Origin of the sequence: Pseudomonas protegens CHA0 (genome assembly GCF_000397205.1) — a bacterium.
In the GTDB taxonomy this organism is placed as follows: Bacteria; Pseudomonadota; Gammaproteobacteria; order Pseudomonadales; family Pseudomonadaceae; genus Aquipseudomonas; species Aquipseudomonas protegens.
In genome coordinates this window covers 6,309,065-6,325,359 of sequence record NC_021237.1, presented here as the reverse complement: position 1 = coordinate 6,325,359, position 16,295 = coordinate 6,309,065, and the positions used below count along the sequence as shown (strand labels likewise).

The window sequence follows — 16,295 nt, the reverse complement described above, 5'->3', positions numbered from 1 at the left end:
TCGACCCCGGAGTCTCGGACAAACGCTGCGGTTGTTGAATCAGTGGGGGCAAATAATCAGTTCAGGAATTTGTGAACTGATGAAGGGGGCGTGCTTGACGGGCCTCTTCGCTGGCAAGCCAGCTCCTACGGGGTGGGAGGTGCGCTGGCCGTTGTAGGAGCCGGGTTGCCGGCGAAGGCGTCCGTGAGAGCTGCGCCCGGGTTGCAGGCCTCTTCGCTGGTAAGCCAGCTCCTACAGGCGGGGGTGGTGGGTCAGGCGCTCATCACGGTGCGGATGTCCGCTGCCAGTTCGCGCACGCGCTCTTCTTCGGTATCCCAGGAGCACATGAAGCGCGCGCCACCCTTGCCGATGAAGGTGTAGAAGCGCCAGCCCTTGGCCGTCAGCGCGGCAATGGCCGGTTCCGAGAGCTGCAGGAACACGCCGTTGGCCTGCACCGGGAACATCAGTTCCACGCCAGGGATGTCGGCCACTAGTTGGGCCAGCAGCTGCGCGCAGTGATTAGCGTGGCGGGCGTGCTTGAGCCAGGCGTCGTTTTCCAGGAGGCCGACCCAGGGCGCGGAGAGAAAGCGCATTTTCGAGGCCAGCTGGCCAGCCTGCTTGCAGCGGTAGTCGAAGTCTTCCGCCAGCTTGTGGTTGAAGAACAGGATCGCTTCACCCACCGCCATGCCGTTTTTCGTGCCGCCAAAGCACAGCACGTCCACGCCGGCCTTCCAGGTCAGCTCCGCCGGGGTACAGCCGAGGAAGGCGCAGGCGTTGGAGAAGCGCGCGCCGTCCATGTGCAGGTTCAGCCCCAGTTCCTTGCAGGTGGCACTGATGGCGCGAACTTCTTCCGGGGTGTAGACACTGCCCACCTCGGTGGCCTGGGTCAGGGTTACCACCCGCGGTTTGGGATAGTGGATGTCCTGGCGCTTGAGGGCGATCTCGCGGATCGATTCCGGGGTCAGCTTGCCATTCTGGGTGCCGGCGATCAGCAGCTTGGAGCCGTTGGAGAAGAACTCCGGGGCGCCGCACTCGTCGGTTTCGACGTGGGCGGTTTCCGAGCAGATCACGCTGTGGTAACTCTGGCACAGCGACGACAGGGCCAGGGAGTTGGCGGCGGTGCCGTTGAAGGCGAAGAACACTTCGCAGTCGGTTTCGAACAGTTTGCGGAAATGATCCGAGGCGCGAGCGGTCCACTGGTCGTCGCCGTAAGCGCGCTCGTGGCCGTGGTTGGCCTGCTCCATGGCGGCCCAGGCTTCGGGGCAGATGCCGGAGTAGTTGTCGCTGGCGAATTGTTGGCTCTTGTCGGTCATGGCCGGCTCCGTGGTCGATGATGGTGCGCACTTTAACCAAGAATAATGGCCCAGCACACGCTCTGTTTATGCCGGAATAATGCATGGCCCATAAGGATTTATGCGTGACGCGATGCTGAAACCCGACACTGCCCGGCGCGACGGGGCGCTGGATGCGCTGAAATGGCTGGCGCTGTTGAGCATGGTCCTCGATCACCTGCGTTATGTGGGCCTGAGCCTGGACTGGCTTTACGTACCCGGGCGCCTGGCGTTTCCCTGGTTCTGCCTGGCCATGGCGGTGAACCTGACCCGGGCCAGGGATGAAATCGACCGCCGGCCCGGTCCATGGCACTACCTGGGCTGGTTGCTGCTGTTCAGCCTGTTGAGCGAGATTCCCTATCGCCTGTTCATTCCCGACCCCGATACCTTGAATGTGTTGCCCACCCTGGCCCTGGGCCTGCTGGTGGCTCGCGGCTGGCAGAGGCGCAGAGGCCTGGACCTGGGGCTTGGCCTGCTGGCCTTGCTGCTGGCGGTGGTTTTCAGCGAGCGGCTGATGTTCGGCGCCTTCGGGGTGTTGCTGCCGCTGGCCCTGGTACTGGTGTTGCGCCGGCCCTGGTATTTCAGCCTGCTGCCTGGGGCGCTGTGCCTGGCGGCCAATCAATGGGAAACCTTGTTCCCGGCGGCGCACCTGGGCAATCAGGTGGCGACCTGCGGTATTGCCGCTTGTCTGCTGGCGCCGTGGCTGGGGCTGATGCTGCTGCGGGGGCTGCGTGGCAGGTCGGTGCCGGCCATGCGCCGCTGGGCTTACCTGCTGTACCCGGCGCACTTTCTCCTGCTGCTGGCCCTGCGCGCAGCCCTGTAGGAGCCGGCTTGCCGGCGAAGGCGCCCGTGAGGATTTGCGCCCGGCTTGCGGGCCTCTTCGCTGGCAAGCCGGCACCTACGGCAGAGGGCGTTGCGCTGCGGTGGAGGGACAGGCCCGATCCAGAGCCGTTGGCGGGTGGTGCGGGCAGGCATTTATCTCCGCGCGCCAAGGCATGTCGTAAATGCACCTTTGCGTGGCGTCCATAGGCATTTGAGTTCCCCTTCCCGGTCATACCATCGCATCCAAAGGGCGCAGCTTTAAGGCTGGCCTCACCGAGACGAAAGGCGCAGCGCCGCCGCTGGGAGAGACGTGATGTTCAGCAAGCAAGACCAGATCCAGGGTTACGACGATGCACTGCTGGCGGCGATCAATGCCGAGGAACAACGCCAGGAAGATCACATCGAGCTGATCGCGTCGGAGAACTACACCAGCAAGCGGGTGATGCAGGCGCAAGGCAGCGGGCTGACCAACAAGTACGCCGAAGGCTATCCGGGCAAGCGCTACTACGGTGGCTGCGAGCATGTGGACAAGGTCGAGGCCCTGGCCGTCGAGCGCGCCAAGCAGCTGTTCGGCGCCGACTACGCCAACGTCCAGCCGCACTCCGGTTCTTCGGCCAACAGCGAGGTGTACCTGGCCCTGCTGCAGGCCGGCGACACCATCCTCGGCATGAGCCTGGCCCATGGCGGTCACCTGACTCACGGCGCCAAAGTGTCGTCCTCGGGTAAGCTGTACAACGCCGTGCAGTACGGCATCGATACCCGCACCGGGCTGATCGATTACGACGAAGTCGAGCGTCTGGCCGTGGAACACAAGCCGAAGATGATCGTCGCCGGCTTCTCGGCCTACTCCAAGACTCTGGATTTCCCGCGCTTCCGGCAGATCGCCGACAAGGTCGGGGCGCTGCTGTTCGTCGACATGGCCCACGTGGCCGGTTTGGTGGCCGCCGGTCTGTATCCCAACCCGCTGCCCTATGCCGACGTGGTCACCACCACCACCCACAAGACCCTGCGCGGTCCCCGTGGTGGCCTGATCCTGGCCAAGGCCAACGAAGAGATCGAGAAGAAACTCAACGCCGCGGTATTCCCCGGCGCCCAGGGCGGCCCGTTGATGCACGTGATCGCCGCCAAGGCCGTGTGCTTCAAGGAAGCGCTTGAGCCCGGCTTCAAGGCCTATCAGCAACAGGTGATCGACAACGCCCAGGCCATGGCCGGCGTATTTATCAAACGCGGCTACGATGTAGTGTCCGGCGGCACCGACAACCATCTGTTCCTGGTCAGCCTGATTCGCCAGGGCCTGACCGGCAAGGATGCCGACGCCGCCCTGGGCCGTGCCCACATCACCGTGAACAAGAACGCCGTGCCCAATGACCCGCAGTCGCCGTTTGTCACGTCCGGCCTGCGCATCGGCACCCCGGCGGTCACCACCCGCGGTTTCAAGGTCACCCAGTGCACCGAACTGGCGGGCTGGATCTGCGACATTCTCGACCACCTCGGCGATGCCGACGTCGAGGCCAATGTCGCCCGTCAGGTGGCGGCCCTGTGTGCTGATTTCCCGGTTTACCGCTGAGAGCCGCAACTGGAGCAATGACTATGCAACGCTATTCGGGCTTCGGCCTCTTCAAGCACTCTCTCAGCCACCATGAAAACTGGCAGCGCATGTGGCGCACCCCGACCCCGAAGAAAGTCTATGACGTGGTCATAGTCGGCGGCGGCGGGCATGGCCTGGCCACCGCCTACTACCTGGCCAAGGAACACGGCATCACCAATGTCGCGGTGGTGGAGAAGGGCTGGCTGGGCGGCGGCAACACCGCGCGCAACACCACCATCGTGCGTTCCAACTACCTGTGGGACGAGTCGGCGCAGCTCTACGAGCATGCGATGAAGTTGTGGGAAGGCCTGTCCCAGGACCTCAACTACAACGTGATGTTCTCCCAGCGCGGGGTCTACAACCTGTGCCATACCCTGCAGGACATCCGTGACTCCGAGCGCCGGGTCAGCGCCAACCGGCTCAACGGCATCGACGGTGAACTGCTCAACACCCAGCAGGTGGCGGACGAGATCCCCTACCTGGACTGCTCGAAGAACACTCGCTACCCGGTGCTCGGCGCCACGGTCCAGCGCCGCGGCGGTGTGGCCCGTCACGACGCCGTGGCCTGGGGCTTTGCCCGGGCCGCCGACGCCCTGGGCGTGGACCTGATCCAGCAGACCGAAGTCATTGGTTTTCGCAAGGAAAACGGCGTGTGCATCGGCGTCGAGACCAACAAGGGCTTTATCGGTGCCAAGCGCGTCGGGGTGGTCACCGCCGGCAACTCCGGGCACATGGCCAAGCTCGCGGGCTTCCGCCTGCCGATCGAATCCCACCCGCTGCAGGCGCTGGTGTCGGAGCCGATCAAACCGATCATCGACAGCGTGATCATGTCCAACGCGGTGCACGGCTACATCAGCCAGTCGGACAAGGGCGACCTGGTGATCGGCGCCGGTATCGACGGCTGGGTCGGCTACGGCCAGCGCGGTTCCTACCCGGTGATCGAGCACACCATCCAGGCCATCGTCGAGATGTTCCCGGTCCTCTCCCGTGTGCGCATGAACCGCCAGTGGGGCGGCATCGTCGACACCAGCCCGGACGCCTGCCCGATCATTTCCAAGACCCCGGTGCCGAACATGTTCTTCAACTGCGGGTGGGGCACTGGTGGCTTCAAGGCCACCCCGGGCTCGGGCAACGTGTTTGCCGCAAGCCTGGCCAAGGGCGAGATGCATCCTCTGGCCGCCCCTTTCTCCATCGACCGTTTCCACAACGGCGCGCTGATCGACGAACACGGCGCTGCTGCGGTCGCCCACTAAAAGGACAACTACCTATGTTGCATATCTTCTGTCCTCACTGCGGCGAGCTGCGCTCCGAAGAGGAATTCCATTCGTCCGGCCAGGCGCATATTCCACGGCCCCTGGACCCCAACGCCTGCACCGACGAGGAGTGGGGCGACTACATGTTCTTCCGCGACAACCCTCGCGGCCTGCACCACGAGTTGTGGATCCACGCCGCCGGTTGCCGCCAGTACTTCAACGCTACCCGCGACACCGTCACCTACGAAATTCTTGAGACCTACAAGATCGGCACCAAGCCGCAATTCACCGCCAAGGCTGCTGGAGAGAAGGTATGAGCCAGACCAATCGCCTGTCCAACGGCGGACGCATCGACCGCAACAAGGTCCTGACCTTCACCTTCAACGGCCAGAGCTACAAGGGTTTTGAGGGCGACACCCTGGCCTCGGCCCTGCTGGCCAACGGCGTGGACATCATCGGCCGCAGCTTCAAGTACTCCCGGCCCCGGGGCATCTTCGCCGCAGGCTGCGAGGAGCCCAACGCGGTGCTGCAGATCGGCGCCACCGAAGCCACCCAGATCCCCAACGTGCGCGCCACCCAGCAGGCGCTGTACCAGGGCCTGGTCGCCACCAGCACCAACGGCTGGCCCAGCGTCAACAACGACATGATGGGCATTCTCGGCAAGGTCGGCGGCAAGCTGATGCCACCGGGCTTCTACTACAAGACCTTCATGTACCCGCAATCGTTCTGGATGACCTACGAGAAGTACATCCGCAAGGCCGCGGGCCTGGGCCGTTCGCCCACCGAGAACGATCCGGACACCTACGACAACATGAACCAGCACTGCGACGTGCTGATCGTCGGCGCCGGCCCCGCGGGCCTTGCCGCCGCCCTGGCAGCGGCCCGCAGTGGCGCCCGGGTGATCCTGGCCGACGAGCAGGAAGAGTTCGGCGGTACCCTGCTGGACAGCCGCGAGAGCCTGGACGGCAAGCCGGCGGCGGAGTGGGTGGCCAGTGTGGTTGCCGAACTCCAGTCGCTGCCGGATGTGTTGCTGCTGCCGCGGGCCACGGTCAACGGCTACCACGACCACAACTTCCTGACCATTCACGAGCGCCTCACCGATCACCTCGGCGACCGCGCGCCCATCGGCCAGGTACGCCAGCGCATCCACCGGGTACGCGCCAAGCGCGTGGTGCTGGCCACCGGCGCCCATGAGCGGCCGCTGGTCTACGGCAACAACGACGTGCCGGGCAACATGCTGGCTGGCGCGGTCTCCACCTATGTGCGCCGCTACGGCGTGGCCCCGGGCAAGAAACTGGTGCTGTCCACCAATAACGACCACGCCTACCGTGTGGCCCTGGACTGGCTCGACGCCAGCCTGCAAGTGGTGGCCATCGCCGATGCGCGGCACAACCCGCGCGGCGCCCTGGTGGAAGAAGCCCGGGCCAAGGGCATTCGCATCCTCACCTCCAGCGCGGTGATCGAGGCCCGTGGCAGCAAGCATGTGACCGGCGCGCGTGTAGCGGCCATCGACGTCAAGGCACACAAGGTCACCAGCCCCGGCGAATGGCTCGACTGCGACCTGATCGCCAGCTCCGGCGGCTACAGCCCGGTGGTGCACCTGGCCTCGCACCTGGGCGGCAAGCCGGTGTGGCGCGAAGACATCCTCGGTTTCGTGCCCGGTGAAGCGCCGCAGAAACGTGTGTGCGTCGGTGGCATCAACGGCGTCTACAGCCTCGGCGATACCCTGGCCGACGGTTTCGAAGGCGGTGTGCGCGCCGCCAGCGAAGCCGGTTTCCAGGCCGTGGAGGGCGTTCTGCCCAAGGCCCTGGCCCGTCTTGAGGAACCGACCCTGGCGCTGTTCCAGGTGCCCCACGAAAAAGGCACGGCGCGTGCGCCGAAGCAATTCGTCGACCTGCAGAACGACGTCACCGCCGCCGCCATCGAACTGGCGACCCGCGAGGGCTTCGAGTCGGTGGAACACGTCAAGCGCTACACCGCCCTGGGCTTCGGCACCGACCAGGGCAAGCTGGGCAACGTCAACGGCCTGGCCATTGCAGCTCGCTCGCTGAACGTCAGCATTCCGCAGATGGGCACCACCATGTTCCGTCCGAACTACACGCCGATCACCTTCGGCGCCGTGGCTGGCCGGCACTGCGGGCACATCTTCGAGCCGGTGCGCTTCACCGCGCTGCATGCCTGGCATGTGAAGAATGGCGCCGAGTTCGAAGACGTCGGCCAGTGGAAACGCCCCTGGTACTTCCCGAAAAACGGCGAAGACCTGCATGCCGCGGTCAAGCGCGAATGCCAGGCCGTGCGCGACAGCGTCGGCCTGCTGGACGCCTCGACCCTGGGCAAGATCGACATCCAGGGCCCGGACGCCCGGGAGTTTCTCAACCGCATCTACACCAACGCCTGGACCAAGCTCGACGTGGGCAAGGCCCGCTACGGCCTGATGTGCAAGGAAGACGGCATGGTCTTCGACGACGGCGTCACCGCCTGTCTGGCCGACAACCACTTCCTGATGACCACCACCACCGGCGGCGCGGCTCGCGTGCTGCAGTGGCTGGAGATCTACCAGCAGACCGAATGGCCGGACCTCAAGGTGTACTTCACCTCGGTCACCGACCACTGGGCCACCATGACCCTGTCCGGGCCCAACAGCCGCAAGCTGCTGAGCGAAGTCACCGACATCGACCTGGACAAGGACGGCTTCCCGTTCATGACCTGGAAGGAAGGCCTGGTGGGTGGCGTACCGGCGCGGGTGTTCCGTATCTCGTTCACCGGCGAGCTGTCCTACGAGGTCAACGTCCAGGCCGACTACGCCATGGGCGTGCTGGAGCAGATCGTCGAGGCCGGCAAGAAGTACAACCTGACCCCCTATGGCACCGAGACCATGCACGTGCTGCGGGCCGAGAAGGGCTTCATCATCGTCGGCCAGGACACCGACGGTTCCATGACCCCGGACGACCTGAACATGGGCTGGTGCGTGGGCCGGACCAAGCCCTTCTCCTGGATCGGCTGGCGCGGCATGAACCGTGAAGACTGCGTGCGCGAGCAGCGCAAGCAACTGGTGGGCCTCAAGCCGATCGACCCGACCCAGTGGCTGCCGGAAGGTGCGCAACTGGTGTTCAACCCCAAGCAGGCGATCCCGATGAGCATGGTGGGCCACGTGACCTCCAGCTATGCCCACAACTCCCTGGGTTATTCCTTCGCCCTGGGTGTGGTCAAGGGGGGGCTCAAGCGCCTGGGCGAGCGGGTCTTCGCACCGCTGGCCGATGGCCGGGTGATCGAGGCGGAAATCGTTTCCTCGGTGTTCTTCGACCCCAAAGGCGACCGCCAGAACATCTAAGGCACAACACGCTCATGTAGGAGCTGGCTTGCCAGCGAAGGCGGCCTCAAGGCTGCCACAAGGCCCAAGGGCCTCTTCGCCGGCAAGCCGGCTCCTACAGGGTGTTATCAACAGAATTCAGGACAGGTGCTCTATGACCGCAGTCAACGTTTACCAACAGCGCCCGACCACCGGGGCCAAGGCCGAGTCGTCGTTGCACCACGCCGACCTGCCGAGCCTGGTGGGCAAGGGCCGCAAGAACGCCGGGGTGACCCTGCGCGAGAAAAAACTCCTCGGCCACCTGACGATCCGTGGCGACGGCCACGATCCGGCCTTCGCCGCCGGCGTGCACAAGGCCCTGGGCATCGAGTTGCCGGGTGCCCTGAGCGTGGTGGTCAAGGGTGAATCCAGCCTGCAATGGCTGGGTCCGGATGAGTGGCTGCTGATTGTGCCCAGCGGCGAAGAGTTCGCCGCCGAGCAGAACCTGCGCGCCGCCCTGGGCGACCTGCATATCCAGATCGTCAACGTCAGCGGCGGCCAGCAGATCCTCGAACTGTCCGGCCCCAACGTGCGTCAGGTGCTGATGAAGTCCACCAGCTACGACGTGCACCCCAACAACTTCCCGGTGGGCAAGGCCGTGGGCACGGTGTTCGCCAAGTCGCAACTGGTGATCCGCCGTACCGGCGAAGACACCTGGGAGTTGCTGGTGCGCCGTAGCTTCTCCGATTACTGGTGGATGTGGCTGCAGGATGCCGCGGCCGAATATGGCCTGAGTGTCCAGGCCTGAACCCAGCTTGGCTTGGTAGGAGCGAGCTGGCTCGCGAAGGATGGATTTTCCGGAAGACCACAGCGCCCTTGGATTTTTCGCGAGCAAGCTCGCTCCTACAGAGAATCGACCGCGCTGCGGTTGCCCCAACGAACAGGAGTTATCCCGCATGAGCCGCGCCCCCGATACATGGATTCTCACCGCCGACTGCCCCAGCGTGCTCGGCACGGTGGACGCGGTGACCCGCTTTCTGTTCGAGCAGGGCTGCTACGTCACCGAGCACCACTCCTTCGATGACCGGCTCTCGGGCCGCTTCTTCATTCGCGTGGAGTTTCGCCAGCCCGACGGCCTCGACGAACAGGGCTTTCGCGATGGTCTGGCGCAGCGGGCCAAGGCCTTCGAGATGAACTTCGAACTGACCGCGCCGCACTACCGGCCGAAGGTGGTGATCATGGTCTCCAAGGCCGACCACTGCCTCAACGACCTGCTCTACCGCCAGCGCATCGGCCAGTTGCCCATGGACGTGGTGGCGGTGGTGTCCAACCACCCGGACCTCAAGCCCCTGGCCGACTGGCACCAGATTCCCTACCACCACTTCCCCCTAGACCCCAACGACAAGCCGTCCCAGGAGCGTCAGGTGTGGCAGGTGATCGAGGATTCCGGCGCCGAACTGGTGATCCTTGCCCGCTACATGCAAGTGCTGTCGCCGGAGCTGTGCCGCAAGCTCGATGGCAAGGCCATCAACATCCACCACTCGCTGCTGCCGGGGTTCAAGGGCGCCAAGCCTTATCACCAGGCCTACAACAAGGGGGTGAAACTGGTGGGGGCCACGGCGCACTACATCAACAACGACCTGGACGAAGGCCCGATCATCGCCCAGGGCGTGGAGGTGGTGGACCACAGCTATTACCCCGAGGACCTGATCGCCAAGGGCCGGGATATCGAGGGCCTGACCCTGGCCCGGGCGGTGGGTTATCACATCGAACGGCGGGTGTTCCTGAACGGCAACCGCACGGTGGTGCTCTGATGATTCCCGGGGCTGCTGCGCAGCCCTTCGCGAGCAAGCTCGCTCCTACAGGCGTTGCGCCTGTTCGCGCGAAAGCGATTTTGAAAACGAAACAGCATCTGTACCCGAGCAATCCACGTGTTTCCCCTTTGGGTTACGCGGTTCCATAACAACAACAGCGAGGTGAAAGCATGTCTGGTAATCGTGGTGTCGTGTATCTCGGCAGCGGCAAGGTCGAAGTACGGAAAATCGACTATCCAAAAATGCAGGACCCGCGTGGCAGGAAGATTGAGCACGGCGTCATCCTGCGCGTGGTCTCCACCAACATCTGCGGTTCGGACCAACACATGGTCCGTGGCCGTACCACCGCCCAGGTCGGCCTGGTCCTGGGCCACGAAATCACCGGCGAAGTCATCGAGAAGGGCAGCGACGTCGAGAACCTGAAGATCGGTGACCTGGTGTCGGTGCCGTTCAACGTCGCGTGCGGGCGCTGCCGCTCCTGCAAGGAACAGCACACCGGGGTCTGCCTGACCGTCAACCCGGCTCGCGCCGGTGGTGCCTACGGCTACGTCGACATGGGCGACTGGACCGGTGGCCAGGCCGAGTACGTGCTGGTGCCTTACGCCGACTTCAACTTGCTGAAACTGCCGAATCGCGACAAGGCCATGGAGAAGATCCGCGACTTGACTTGCCTCTCCGACATCCTACCCACTGGTTATCACGGCGCCGTCACTGCTGGCGTTGGCCCGGGCAGCACCGTTTATGTGGCCGGTGCCGGTCCGGTCGGTCTGGCGGCCGCCGCTTCTGCGCGCTTGCTGGGGGCGGCGGTGGTGATTGTCGGCGACGTCAACCCGGTGCGCCTGGCCCACGCCAAGGCCCAGGGTTTTGAAATTGCCGACCTGTCCAAGGACACCCCGCTGCACGAACAGATCGCCGATTTGCTTGGTGAGCCGGAAGTCGACTGCGCAGTGGACGCCGTGGGCTTCGAAGCCCGTGGCCACGGCCATGCCGGTGCTCAGCACGAAGCCCCGGCCACCGTGCTCAACTCGCTGATGGGCGTGGTGCGGGTGGCGGGCAAGATCGGCATTCCCGGCCTGTACGTCACCGAAGACCCGGGCGCGGTGGACGCCGCGGCGAAGATGGGCAGCCTGAGCATCCGCTTCGGCCTGGGCTGGGCCAAGTCCCACAGCTTCCACACCGGCCAGACCCCGGTGATGAAATACAACCGCCAACTGATGCAGGCCATCATGTGGGACCGCATCAACATCGCCGACGTGGTGGGGGTTGAAGTCATCAGCCTCGACGACGCCCCGCGCGGCTATGGCGAGTTCGACGCCGGCGTGCCGAAGAAATTCGTCATCGACCCGCACAAGCTGTTCAGCGCTGCCTGAGGACAGTCAGCCTTTGGGTTGAAGCCTGTCAGTCACTTAAAACGCCGCCTTCTCTTGCCGAGAACGCGGCGTTTTTTCTTCTGGGGGGAGGCACTTTCAATCAGGCGATCAGTGTGGCGCACAAGCGCCGTCCCAGCACATCCATCAGGTCGCAGCCATCGCGCAAGGGAATGGCGCAGAGCTGGGCCAACTCCTGGGCCAGTACCGGGTCCTTGCCCAGGGCATCGCTCAAGGCCAGTTGCTCCAGCACCTGGGTCACGGCGCGGATACGGAAGGCGGCGGCTTCATGGAGCACGTCCAGCGGCGCCTGGGTATCGATCAGTAGAGAGGGAATGTTGCAGTCGTGGCCGGTGATCGGCATGTAACGGTTCATTCGATAACACTCCTGTGTCGTCTTCCTGAATGCCGCCACTCATTTGTCGCCAAGCATTGGGTGGCAGCTGTACGCAGGTTGGCGAACCGGAGACACAAGAACCCGGCAGACCCTAAGGTCTCCCGCGCACAGCTGCCATGAAGCAACGGATGCGCATGCGCTCACGTTTTCCACTGTGTGCGGAAACCGTGTACGCCTTGTATCTAACGGGTCGCCAAACCCGGTCGCCATCTGGGCGACCGGCGGACTATAAGCCGCCGGCGCAGGGGCGGCAAGGCGTCGGGTGGTTGATGTCTTGCAGAAGGTTTCGTCCGCTGTGGCGTCGCTGAACGTGCATGAGGTCCTGTTTACGAGTCCGGTCCACTGAAATCGGTTGACCGCAAAGAGTCGACCTCGCAGAATGGAAAAACGTAGCCACAATGTAGCTACAAATAACGAATAGAGGTGATACCTTGGCTGCATTACTGAAAACCACTGACGTGCGTTGCCGCATAGACGAGGATTTGAAGGTCAGTGCCACCGCTGTGCTCAATGCCTGTGGGCTGAGCCTGAGCGAGGCCATGCGTCTTTTCCTGCGTCAGGTTGTGGCCGTGCAGGGGCTGCCTTTCGAAGTGCGTGTCCCATCGGAGAAAACCGCTCGAGCCATGGCGCAGGCGCGTGAGATTCGTCGTCAGTACGACTCGATTGACGACATGTTGAGGGATGCTGATGGCGAAGCCGGAGAGGAACCCAAAGCGCGCTGACCTGCCCAGGCAATGCGCACAAACGCCGGAGTTTAAAAAGTCCTGGGAGCGCTATCGGCGTGCAGGGCGTCGTGACATGCACGAAGTGCGCAAGGTCATGGTGCTGCTGTTCCTGGGGGAGCCGCTACCGGCGCAGTATCTCGATCATGCGCTGAAGGGGGAGTGGGACGGTTTCAGGGAGTGTCATATCGGTGGCGATTTTCTGCTGATTTATGACGTGGCCCGAGCCGGTCTTGTGACCTTTGTCGACCTTGGCAGCCATGCCGAATTGTTCAGATAGCCTAATGCAGATTGCACAAACCCGCCTATTGGCGGGTTTGTGTTGCCCGCCAATCAAGCCTGATCAATAGCCTCTACCCGGGTAGTCGAACCAGTGTTCGCCACTCAGGATTTCCTTTATGTCGGTCTCGGCCAGGATGCCTGGCGCATCCCGCTGGAAGCGCGAGCGCCACTGGGGCAGCCACCAGTAGTTCAGCGCCGTGCCTCTTGGTATCAGCACCAGGGTCAGGACGGGGCGGTCCATGGCGCCGCGTTGGTACAGCTGGTGGCTGCGGTCCATGAGGTCCAGGTAGTAGTCGAGGGGCAGGGACAGCATCAGGGCCGTGGTATGCACCTTTTCCGTCTGGGTTCGCTCTGGGTCCTGCAGCAGGTTCAGGGCTTCGCAGTAGTAACGCTCGGGTTGGCGGGCGAACGCCTGGGCCTCGGCAACGCCAAGAATGCCCAAGGCACTGCCGTCGTCGCGCCAGTCGGCTCCCTGGCGATCGCTGAAGTGCTGGCGGATGAAGCCGGTCAGGGGGCCCGGGGGCGTGTCGGCGCATTGGCTGCTATCGACCGGGGTGCCGATTCGCCAGAGCAAGACGGCGATTGCCAGGGCCAGCAGGAGACCGCTGTAGAGCGCAGCTTTCATAAGAGTCCGTTCGATGGATGGCGCCAGGCGAGGCGGGGGCTTGCATGGCAGGCAAGGGCCTGCCTGCAAGGACGCGGCGGGGGGCCTGGGCGCGGAGTTTACCCTGACGGCGTTCGCGGGCAAGCCCGTTCCTGCGGCAGAAGGTGCCTGTTACAGCGCCGCCAATTGCCCCTGGTACAACACCGGCCCGGTGGGTTGCCCGGTAGGCGAGCCGCCGTGGGGCTCCAGGCTCACGGCCAGGGCGATCGGGGTGCCCAGCAGTTCGCGTTGGGCCGGGCTCAGGTTGATCTTACCTTGGCCGCCTACCGGCACCACGCCGAGGGAAATCGGTTTGCCATCGGCAGGAATCGCCCAGAGTTCCAGGCTGCGGTCCAGGCCGATGGCAGCCAGGGTCAGGGGTTCCACTTGCAGGTACTGGGCGTGGGCCTTGATCTGCAAGGCCGGTTGCTGGTCGGCGCTGAGCAGGGTGGCGCTGTAGCGCACCTGGTCGTCCTGCCGGATAAAGCCGATGTACAGGGTGGCCAGCACGGCGCAGGCGGCGATCGCCAGGCGCAGGCGCATCCACAGCGGGTTTTTCTGCGGCATGTGCAGGACCTGGGGCTGGATACGCGCCTGGATGCCTTTCCACACATGCTCCGACACTTCCTGCTCGGGCAGGCCTGCAGTCAGGCTGGCGAGGCTCTCCTGCCACTGCGCCAGTTCCTCACGCAGGGCCGGGTCGTCCAGCAGGAGCATGTCGAAGCGCCGGCGCGCGGCGCCCTGCATCAGGCCGATGGCGTAGTCGGCGGCGAGGGCGCGGCGCCGTTCGGGGGTTCGATAATTCATGATTCAAGGCACCTGCGCAGGCGTTCCATGCCGCGGCGGATCCAGGACTTGACCGAGCCCAGGGGCGCGGCCAGCTGCTCGGCCAGTTCCGAGCAGGACAGGCCCTGGAAGTAGGCCACGGTGATGGATTGGCGTTGCATGCCCTCCAGGCTTTCCAGGCAGCGGTTCAGGGCCCGGGCCTGGCGGGCGCTGTCCAGTTGTTCGTGGGCCGAGGGGGCGTCGTCCATCAATTGCTGTTGCTCCCCCTCGCCCAGGGGCCGCTCGCGGTGCTTGCGCAGTTGGTCGATGGCCTGGTTGCGGGTGATGTTGATCATCCAGGTCAGGGGGGCGGACAGGTGCGGCTGGTAGCGCACGGCGTTGTTCCAGATGCGCACGAAGCTTTCCTGCAGCACCTCCTCGGCCAGGTCGCGGCGGCCCATGAAGCGCAGGGCCACCCCATTCAGGCACGGGGCAACGCTGCGGTACAGGGTTTCGAAGGCGCGGCGATCGCCCAGTGAGCACTGGGCTAGCAAGTGCCGCAGTTGATCGGGGTCGAGAGCGGAAATGGCGGTTCTCCAGGCAGGTGGCAAATGAATGGACCACGGCTGGCAACGGTCGATCCAGCCAGAGGGTAGTCCAGGGTGGGCGGTTGTTCCATTCACGGGTTGCGACCTCCTGCTACGGCCGGTGCCGATGTGCCTGCGCCGGTCGTCGTTGCTGCATATACGCAGAGCGGCGAGTCGTGGATGCGTGATTCTCGACTAAAATCCGCAGGGTGCGGGCGCCGCTGCGTCACTTTCGGAACATTCGCCCGATGCTTCAGTCAAAAGGCTGTTTTCCAGCCATCCGAACACGGGTGGTTTCCTGCCCCATGAGGTTGTTTCGATGAATATTCCACGCGGTTTCGCCTTGGCTACCCTGATGACCCTGGCAGCCGGTTCGGCCCTGGCCGGCGGTTTCAGCCTGAACGACGCGGCCAATGCCATTTCCGGCATGCAGGGCGGCGACAAGGCTGCCGCCGCGGCCCCCACTTCCCAGACCGCCGGCCTGCTCGGAGCCCTGGGTTCGCAACTGAATGTCACTCCCCAGCAAGCCATCGGCGGTACGGGCGCCATGCTTGGCCTGGCGAAGAACCAGTTGAGCAGCACCGACTATTCCCAGTTGAGCAAAAGTGTCCCGGGCCTGGACAAGCTCTCGGGCAGCAACGCCCTGGGCAGCCTGGGTGCCCTGAGCGGCCTGCTGGGTCAGTCGTCCGGGCAGACCAAGGGCCTGGACAACGCCCTGGGCGACGTCAAGGACACCAATGACCTGAACAACGCCTTCGGCGCCCTGGGCATGGAGAGCGGCATGATCGGCCAGTTTGCGCCGGTGATCCTGCAGTACCTGGGCCAGCAGGGCGTTGGCGGCTCCCTGCTGCAAAGCCTGAGCGGCATCTGGGGCGTGGCCAAGTAGCGCGCTCCGGCCCCGGCGCCTGGCGCGCCGGGGCCCTCCCAGTTTCCTGCAATCCTGGTCTTTACCTTTCCCGGAGTTTTCGCCGAATCGGGCCTGTGCTATATCTCGCGCCCCGTTTTCCAAGGAAGCTTGAACGCGATGTTCATGGATGCACTGAAGATGTCTCTGCCCGCCGATGCGGTGCTCGGTTTCATGCTCTACATGCTGGGCGCGGCCCTGGTCTTTGCCCTCTATGCGTTCATCTATACGCGCCTGACCCCCTATAACGAATTCGCCCTGATCCGCGAGGGCAACAGCGCGGCTTCCATCGCCCTGTCCGGTGCCTTGCTGGGTTTTGCCATTCCGGTGGCCAGCGCTATTTCCCATTCAATCTCGATCATCGACTTCCTGCTCTGGGCCGGCATCGCCGCGGTGGTGCAGCTGCTGGCGTTCTTTGTGGTCAGCCTGATCCTCAAGGGCCTGTCCCAGCGCATTGCCAGCCAGGAGTACGCGGCGGCGATCCTGGTGGCATCGGTTTCTGTCGGTGTCGGCCTGCTGAACGCGGCCTGCATGACTCCTTCGGTCTGAGGG

The 16,295-nt window shown here is 64.3% G+C and carries 17 protein-coding genes; 12 read left to right on the top strand and 5 right to left on the bottom strand.

What is annotated here, in order from left to right; translation table 11 throughout:
• Positions 1–251 precede the first annotated feature (251 nt).
• A complete protein-coding gene (locus PFLCHA0_RS28345; RefSeq protein ID WP_015637302.1) occupies positions 252–1,292 on the bottom strand; it encodes a threonine aldolase family protein in 1,041 nt (346 codons plus the stop codon).
• A gap of 100 nt (positions 1,293–1,392) precedes the next feature.
• Here PFLCHA0_RS28345 and PFLCHA0_RS28340 point away from each other — a divergent pair, with 100 nt between their 5' ends.
• The 8 genes from PFLCHA0_RS28340 to fdhA all read left to right on the top strand — a co-directional run bounded on the left by PFLCHA0_RS28340 (position 1,393) and on the right by fdhA (position 11,446).
• Entirely contained in the window at positions 1,393–2,133 is a 741-nt protein-coding gene (locus tag PFLCHA0_RS28340; RefSeq protein ID WP_041120160.1) for a TraX family protein, read from the top strand.
• 312 nt (positions 2,134–2,445) lie between these two features.
• Entirely contained in the window at positions 2,446–3,699 is a 1,254-nt protein-coding gene (locus PFLCHA0_RS28335) for a serine hydroxymethyltransferase (protein ID WP_015637300.1), read from the top strand.
• Positions 3,700–3,722: 23 nt separating this feature from the next.
• A complete protein-coding gene (locus PFLCHA0_RS28330; RefSeq protein WP_011063903.1) occupies positions 3,723–4,973 on the top strand; it encodes a sarcosine oxidase subunit beta family protein in 1,251 nt (416 codons plus the stop codon).
• A gap of 14 nt (positions 4,974–4,987) precedes the next feature.
• Positions 4,988–5,290 (top strand): sarcosine oxidase subunit delta, encoded by a 303-nt coding sequence (locus PFLCHA0_RS28325; protein ID WP_011063902.1) that lies wholly within the window; start codon positions 4,988–4,990, stop codon positions 5,288–5,290.
• On the top strand, positions 5,287–8,304 hold the full coding sequence (locus tag PFLCHA0_RS28320) for a sarcosine oxidase subunit alpha (protein ID WP_015637299.1): 3,018 nt from the start codon (positions 5,287–5,289) through the stop codon (positions 8,302–8,304). The genes PFLCHA0_RS28325 and PFLCHA0_RS28320 overlap by 4 nt, the downstream gene beginning before the upstream one ends.
• Before the next feature lie 133 nt (positions 8,305–8,437).
• A complete protein-coding gene (locus PFLCHA0_RS28315; protein ID WP_015637298.1) occupies positions 8,438–9,070 on the top strand; it encodes a sarcosine oxidase subunit gamma in 633 nt (210 codons plus the stop codon).
• 148 nt (positions 9,071–9,218) lie between these two features.
• Positions 9,219–10,076, top strand: a complete 858-nt coding sequence (gene purU, locus PFLCHA0_RS28310; protein ID WP_041752650.1) for a formyltetrahydrofolate deformylase — start codon at positions 9,219–9,221, stop codon at positions 10,074–10,076.
• A gap of 170 nt (positions 10,077–10,246) precedes the next feature.
• Positions 10,247–11,446, top strand: coding sequence for a formaldehyde dehydrogenase, glutathione-independent (gene fdhA / locus PFLCHA0_RS28305; protein WP_015637296.1), 1,200 nt, complete (start codon positions 10,247–10,249; stop codon positions 11,444–11,446).
• 100 nt (positions 11,447–11,546) lie between these two features.
• Here the strand turns inward: fdhA and PFLCHA0_RS28300 are convergent, their stop codons facing one another.
• Positions 11,547–11,819 (bottom strand): hypothetical protein, encoded by a 273-nt coding sequence (locus PFLCHA0_RS28300; RefSeq protein ID WP_015637295.1) that lies wholly within the window; start codon positions 11,817–11,819, stop codon positions 11,547–11,549.
• A gap of 452 nt (positions 11,820–12,271) precedes the next feature.
• Here PFLCHA0_RS28300 and PFLCHA0_RS28295 point away from each other — a divergent pair, with 452 nt between their 5' ends.
• Positions 12,272–12,562 carry a type II toxin-antitoxin system RelB/DinJ family antitoxin gene (locus PFLCHA0_RS28295; protein WP_015637294.1) on the top strand — a complete coding sequence of 97 codons (291 nt, stop codon included), beginning with the start codon at positions 12,272–12,274 and terminating at the stop codon, positions 12,560–12,562.
• A complete protein-coding gene (locus tag PFLCHA0_RS28290; RefSeq protein WP_306766516.1) occupies positions 12,522–12,842 on the top strand; it encodes a type II toxin-antitoxin system YafQ family toxin in 321 nt (106 codons plus the stop codon). Before PFLCHA0_RS28295 ends, PFLCHA0_RS28290 begins: the two co-directional genes overlap by 41 nt.
• A gap of 63 nt (positions 12,843–12,905) precedes the next feature.
• Here PFLCHA0_RS28290 and PFLCHA0_RS28285 read toward each other — a convergent pair whose 3' ends face one another.
• The 3 genes from PFLCHA0_RS28285 to PFLCHA0_RS28275 all read right to left on the bottom strand — a co-directional run bounded on the left by PFLCHA0_RS28285 (position 12,906) and on the right by PFLCHA0_RS28275 (position 14,935).
• Positions 12,906–13,469, bottom strand: coding sequence for a hypothetical protein (locus tag PFLCHA0_RS28285; protein ID WP_015637292.1), 564 nt, complete (start codon positions 13,467–13,469; stop codon positions 12,906–12,908).
• Positions 13,470–13,619: 150 nt separating this feature from the next.
• A complete protein-coding gene (locus PFLCHA0_RS28280) occupies positions 13,620–14,294 on the bottom strand; it encodes an anti-sigma factor (protein WP_015637291.1) in 675 nt (224 codons plus the stop codon).
• Positions 14,291–14,935, bottom strand: a complete 645-nt coding sequence (locus tag PFLCHA0_RS28275; RefSeq protein ID WP_015637290.1) for a sigma-70 family RNA polymerase sigma factor — start codon at positions 14,933–14,935, stop codon at positions 14,291–14,293. Before PFLCHA0_RS28275 ends, PFLCHA0_RS28280 begins: the two co-directional genes overlap by 4 nt.
• Before the next feature lie 223 nt (positions 14,936–15,158).
• Between PFLCHA0_RS28275 and PFLCHA0_RS28270 the strand changes: the two genes are divergently transcribed.
• Together PFLCHA0_RS28270 and PFLCHA0_RS28265 are read left to right on the top strand one after the other, a co-directional pair.
• On the top strand, positions 15,159–15,725 hold the full coding sequence (locus tag PFLCHA0_RS28270) for a DUF2780 domain-containing protein (RefSeq protein WP_015637289.1): 567 nt from the start codon (positions 15,159–15,161) through the stop codon (positions 15,723–15,725).
• Between the two features lie 138 nt (positions 15,726–15,863).
• On the top strand, positions 15,864–16,292 hold the full coding sequence (locus tag PFLCHA0_RS28265; RefSeq protein ID WP_011063893.1) for a DUF350 domain-containing protein: 429 nt from the start codon (positions 15,864–15,866) through the stop codon (positions 16,290–16,292).
• Positions 16,293–16,295: the final 3 nt, after the last annotated feature.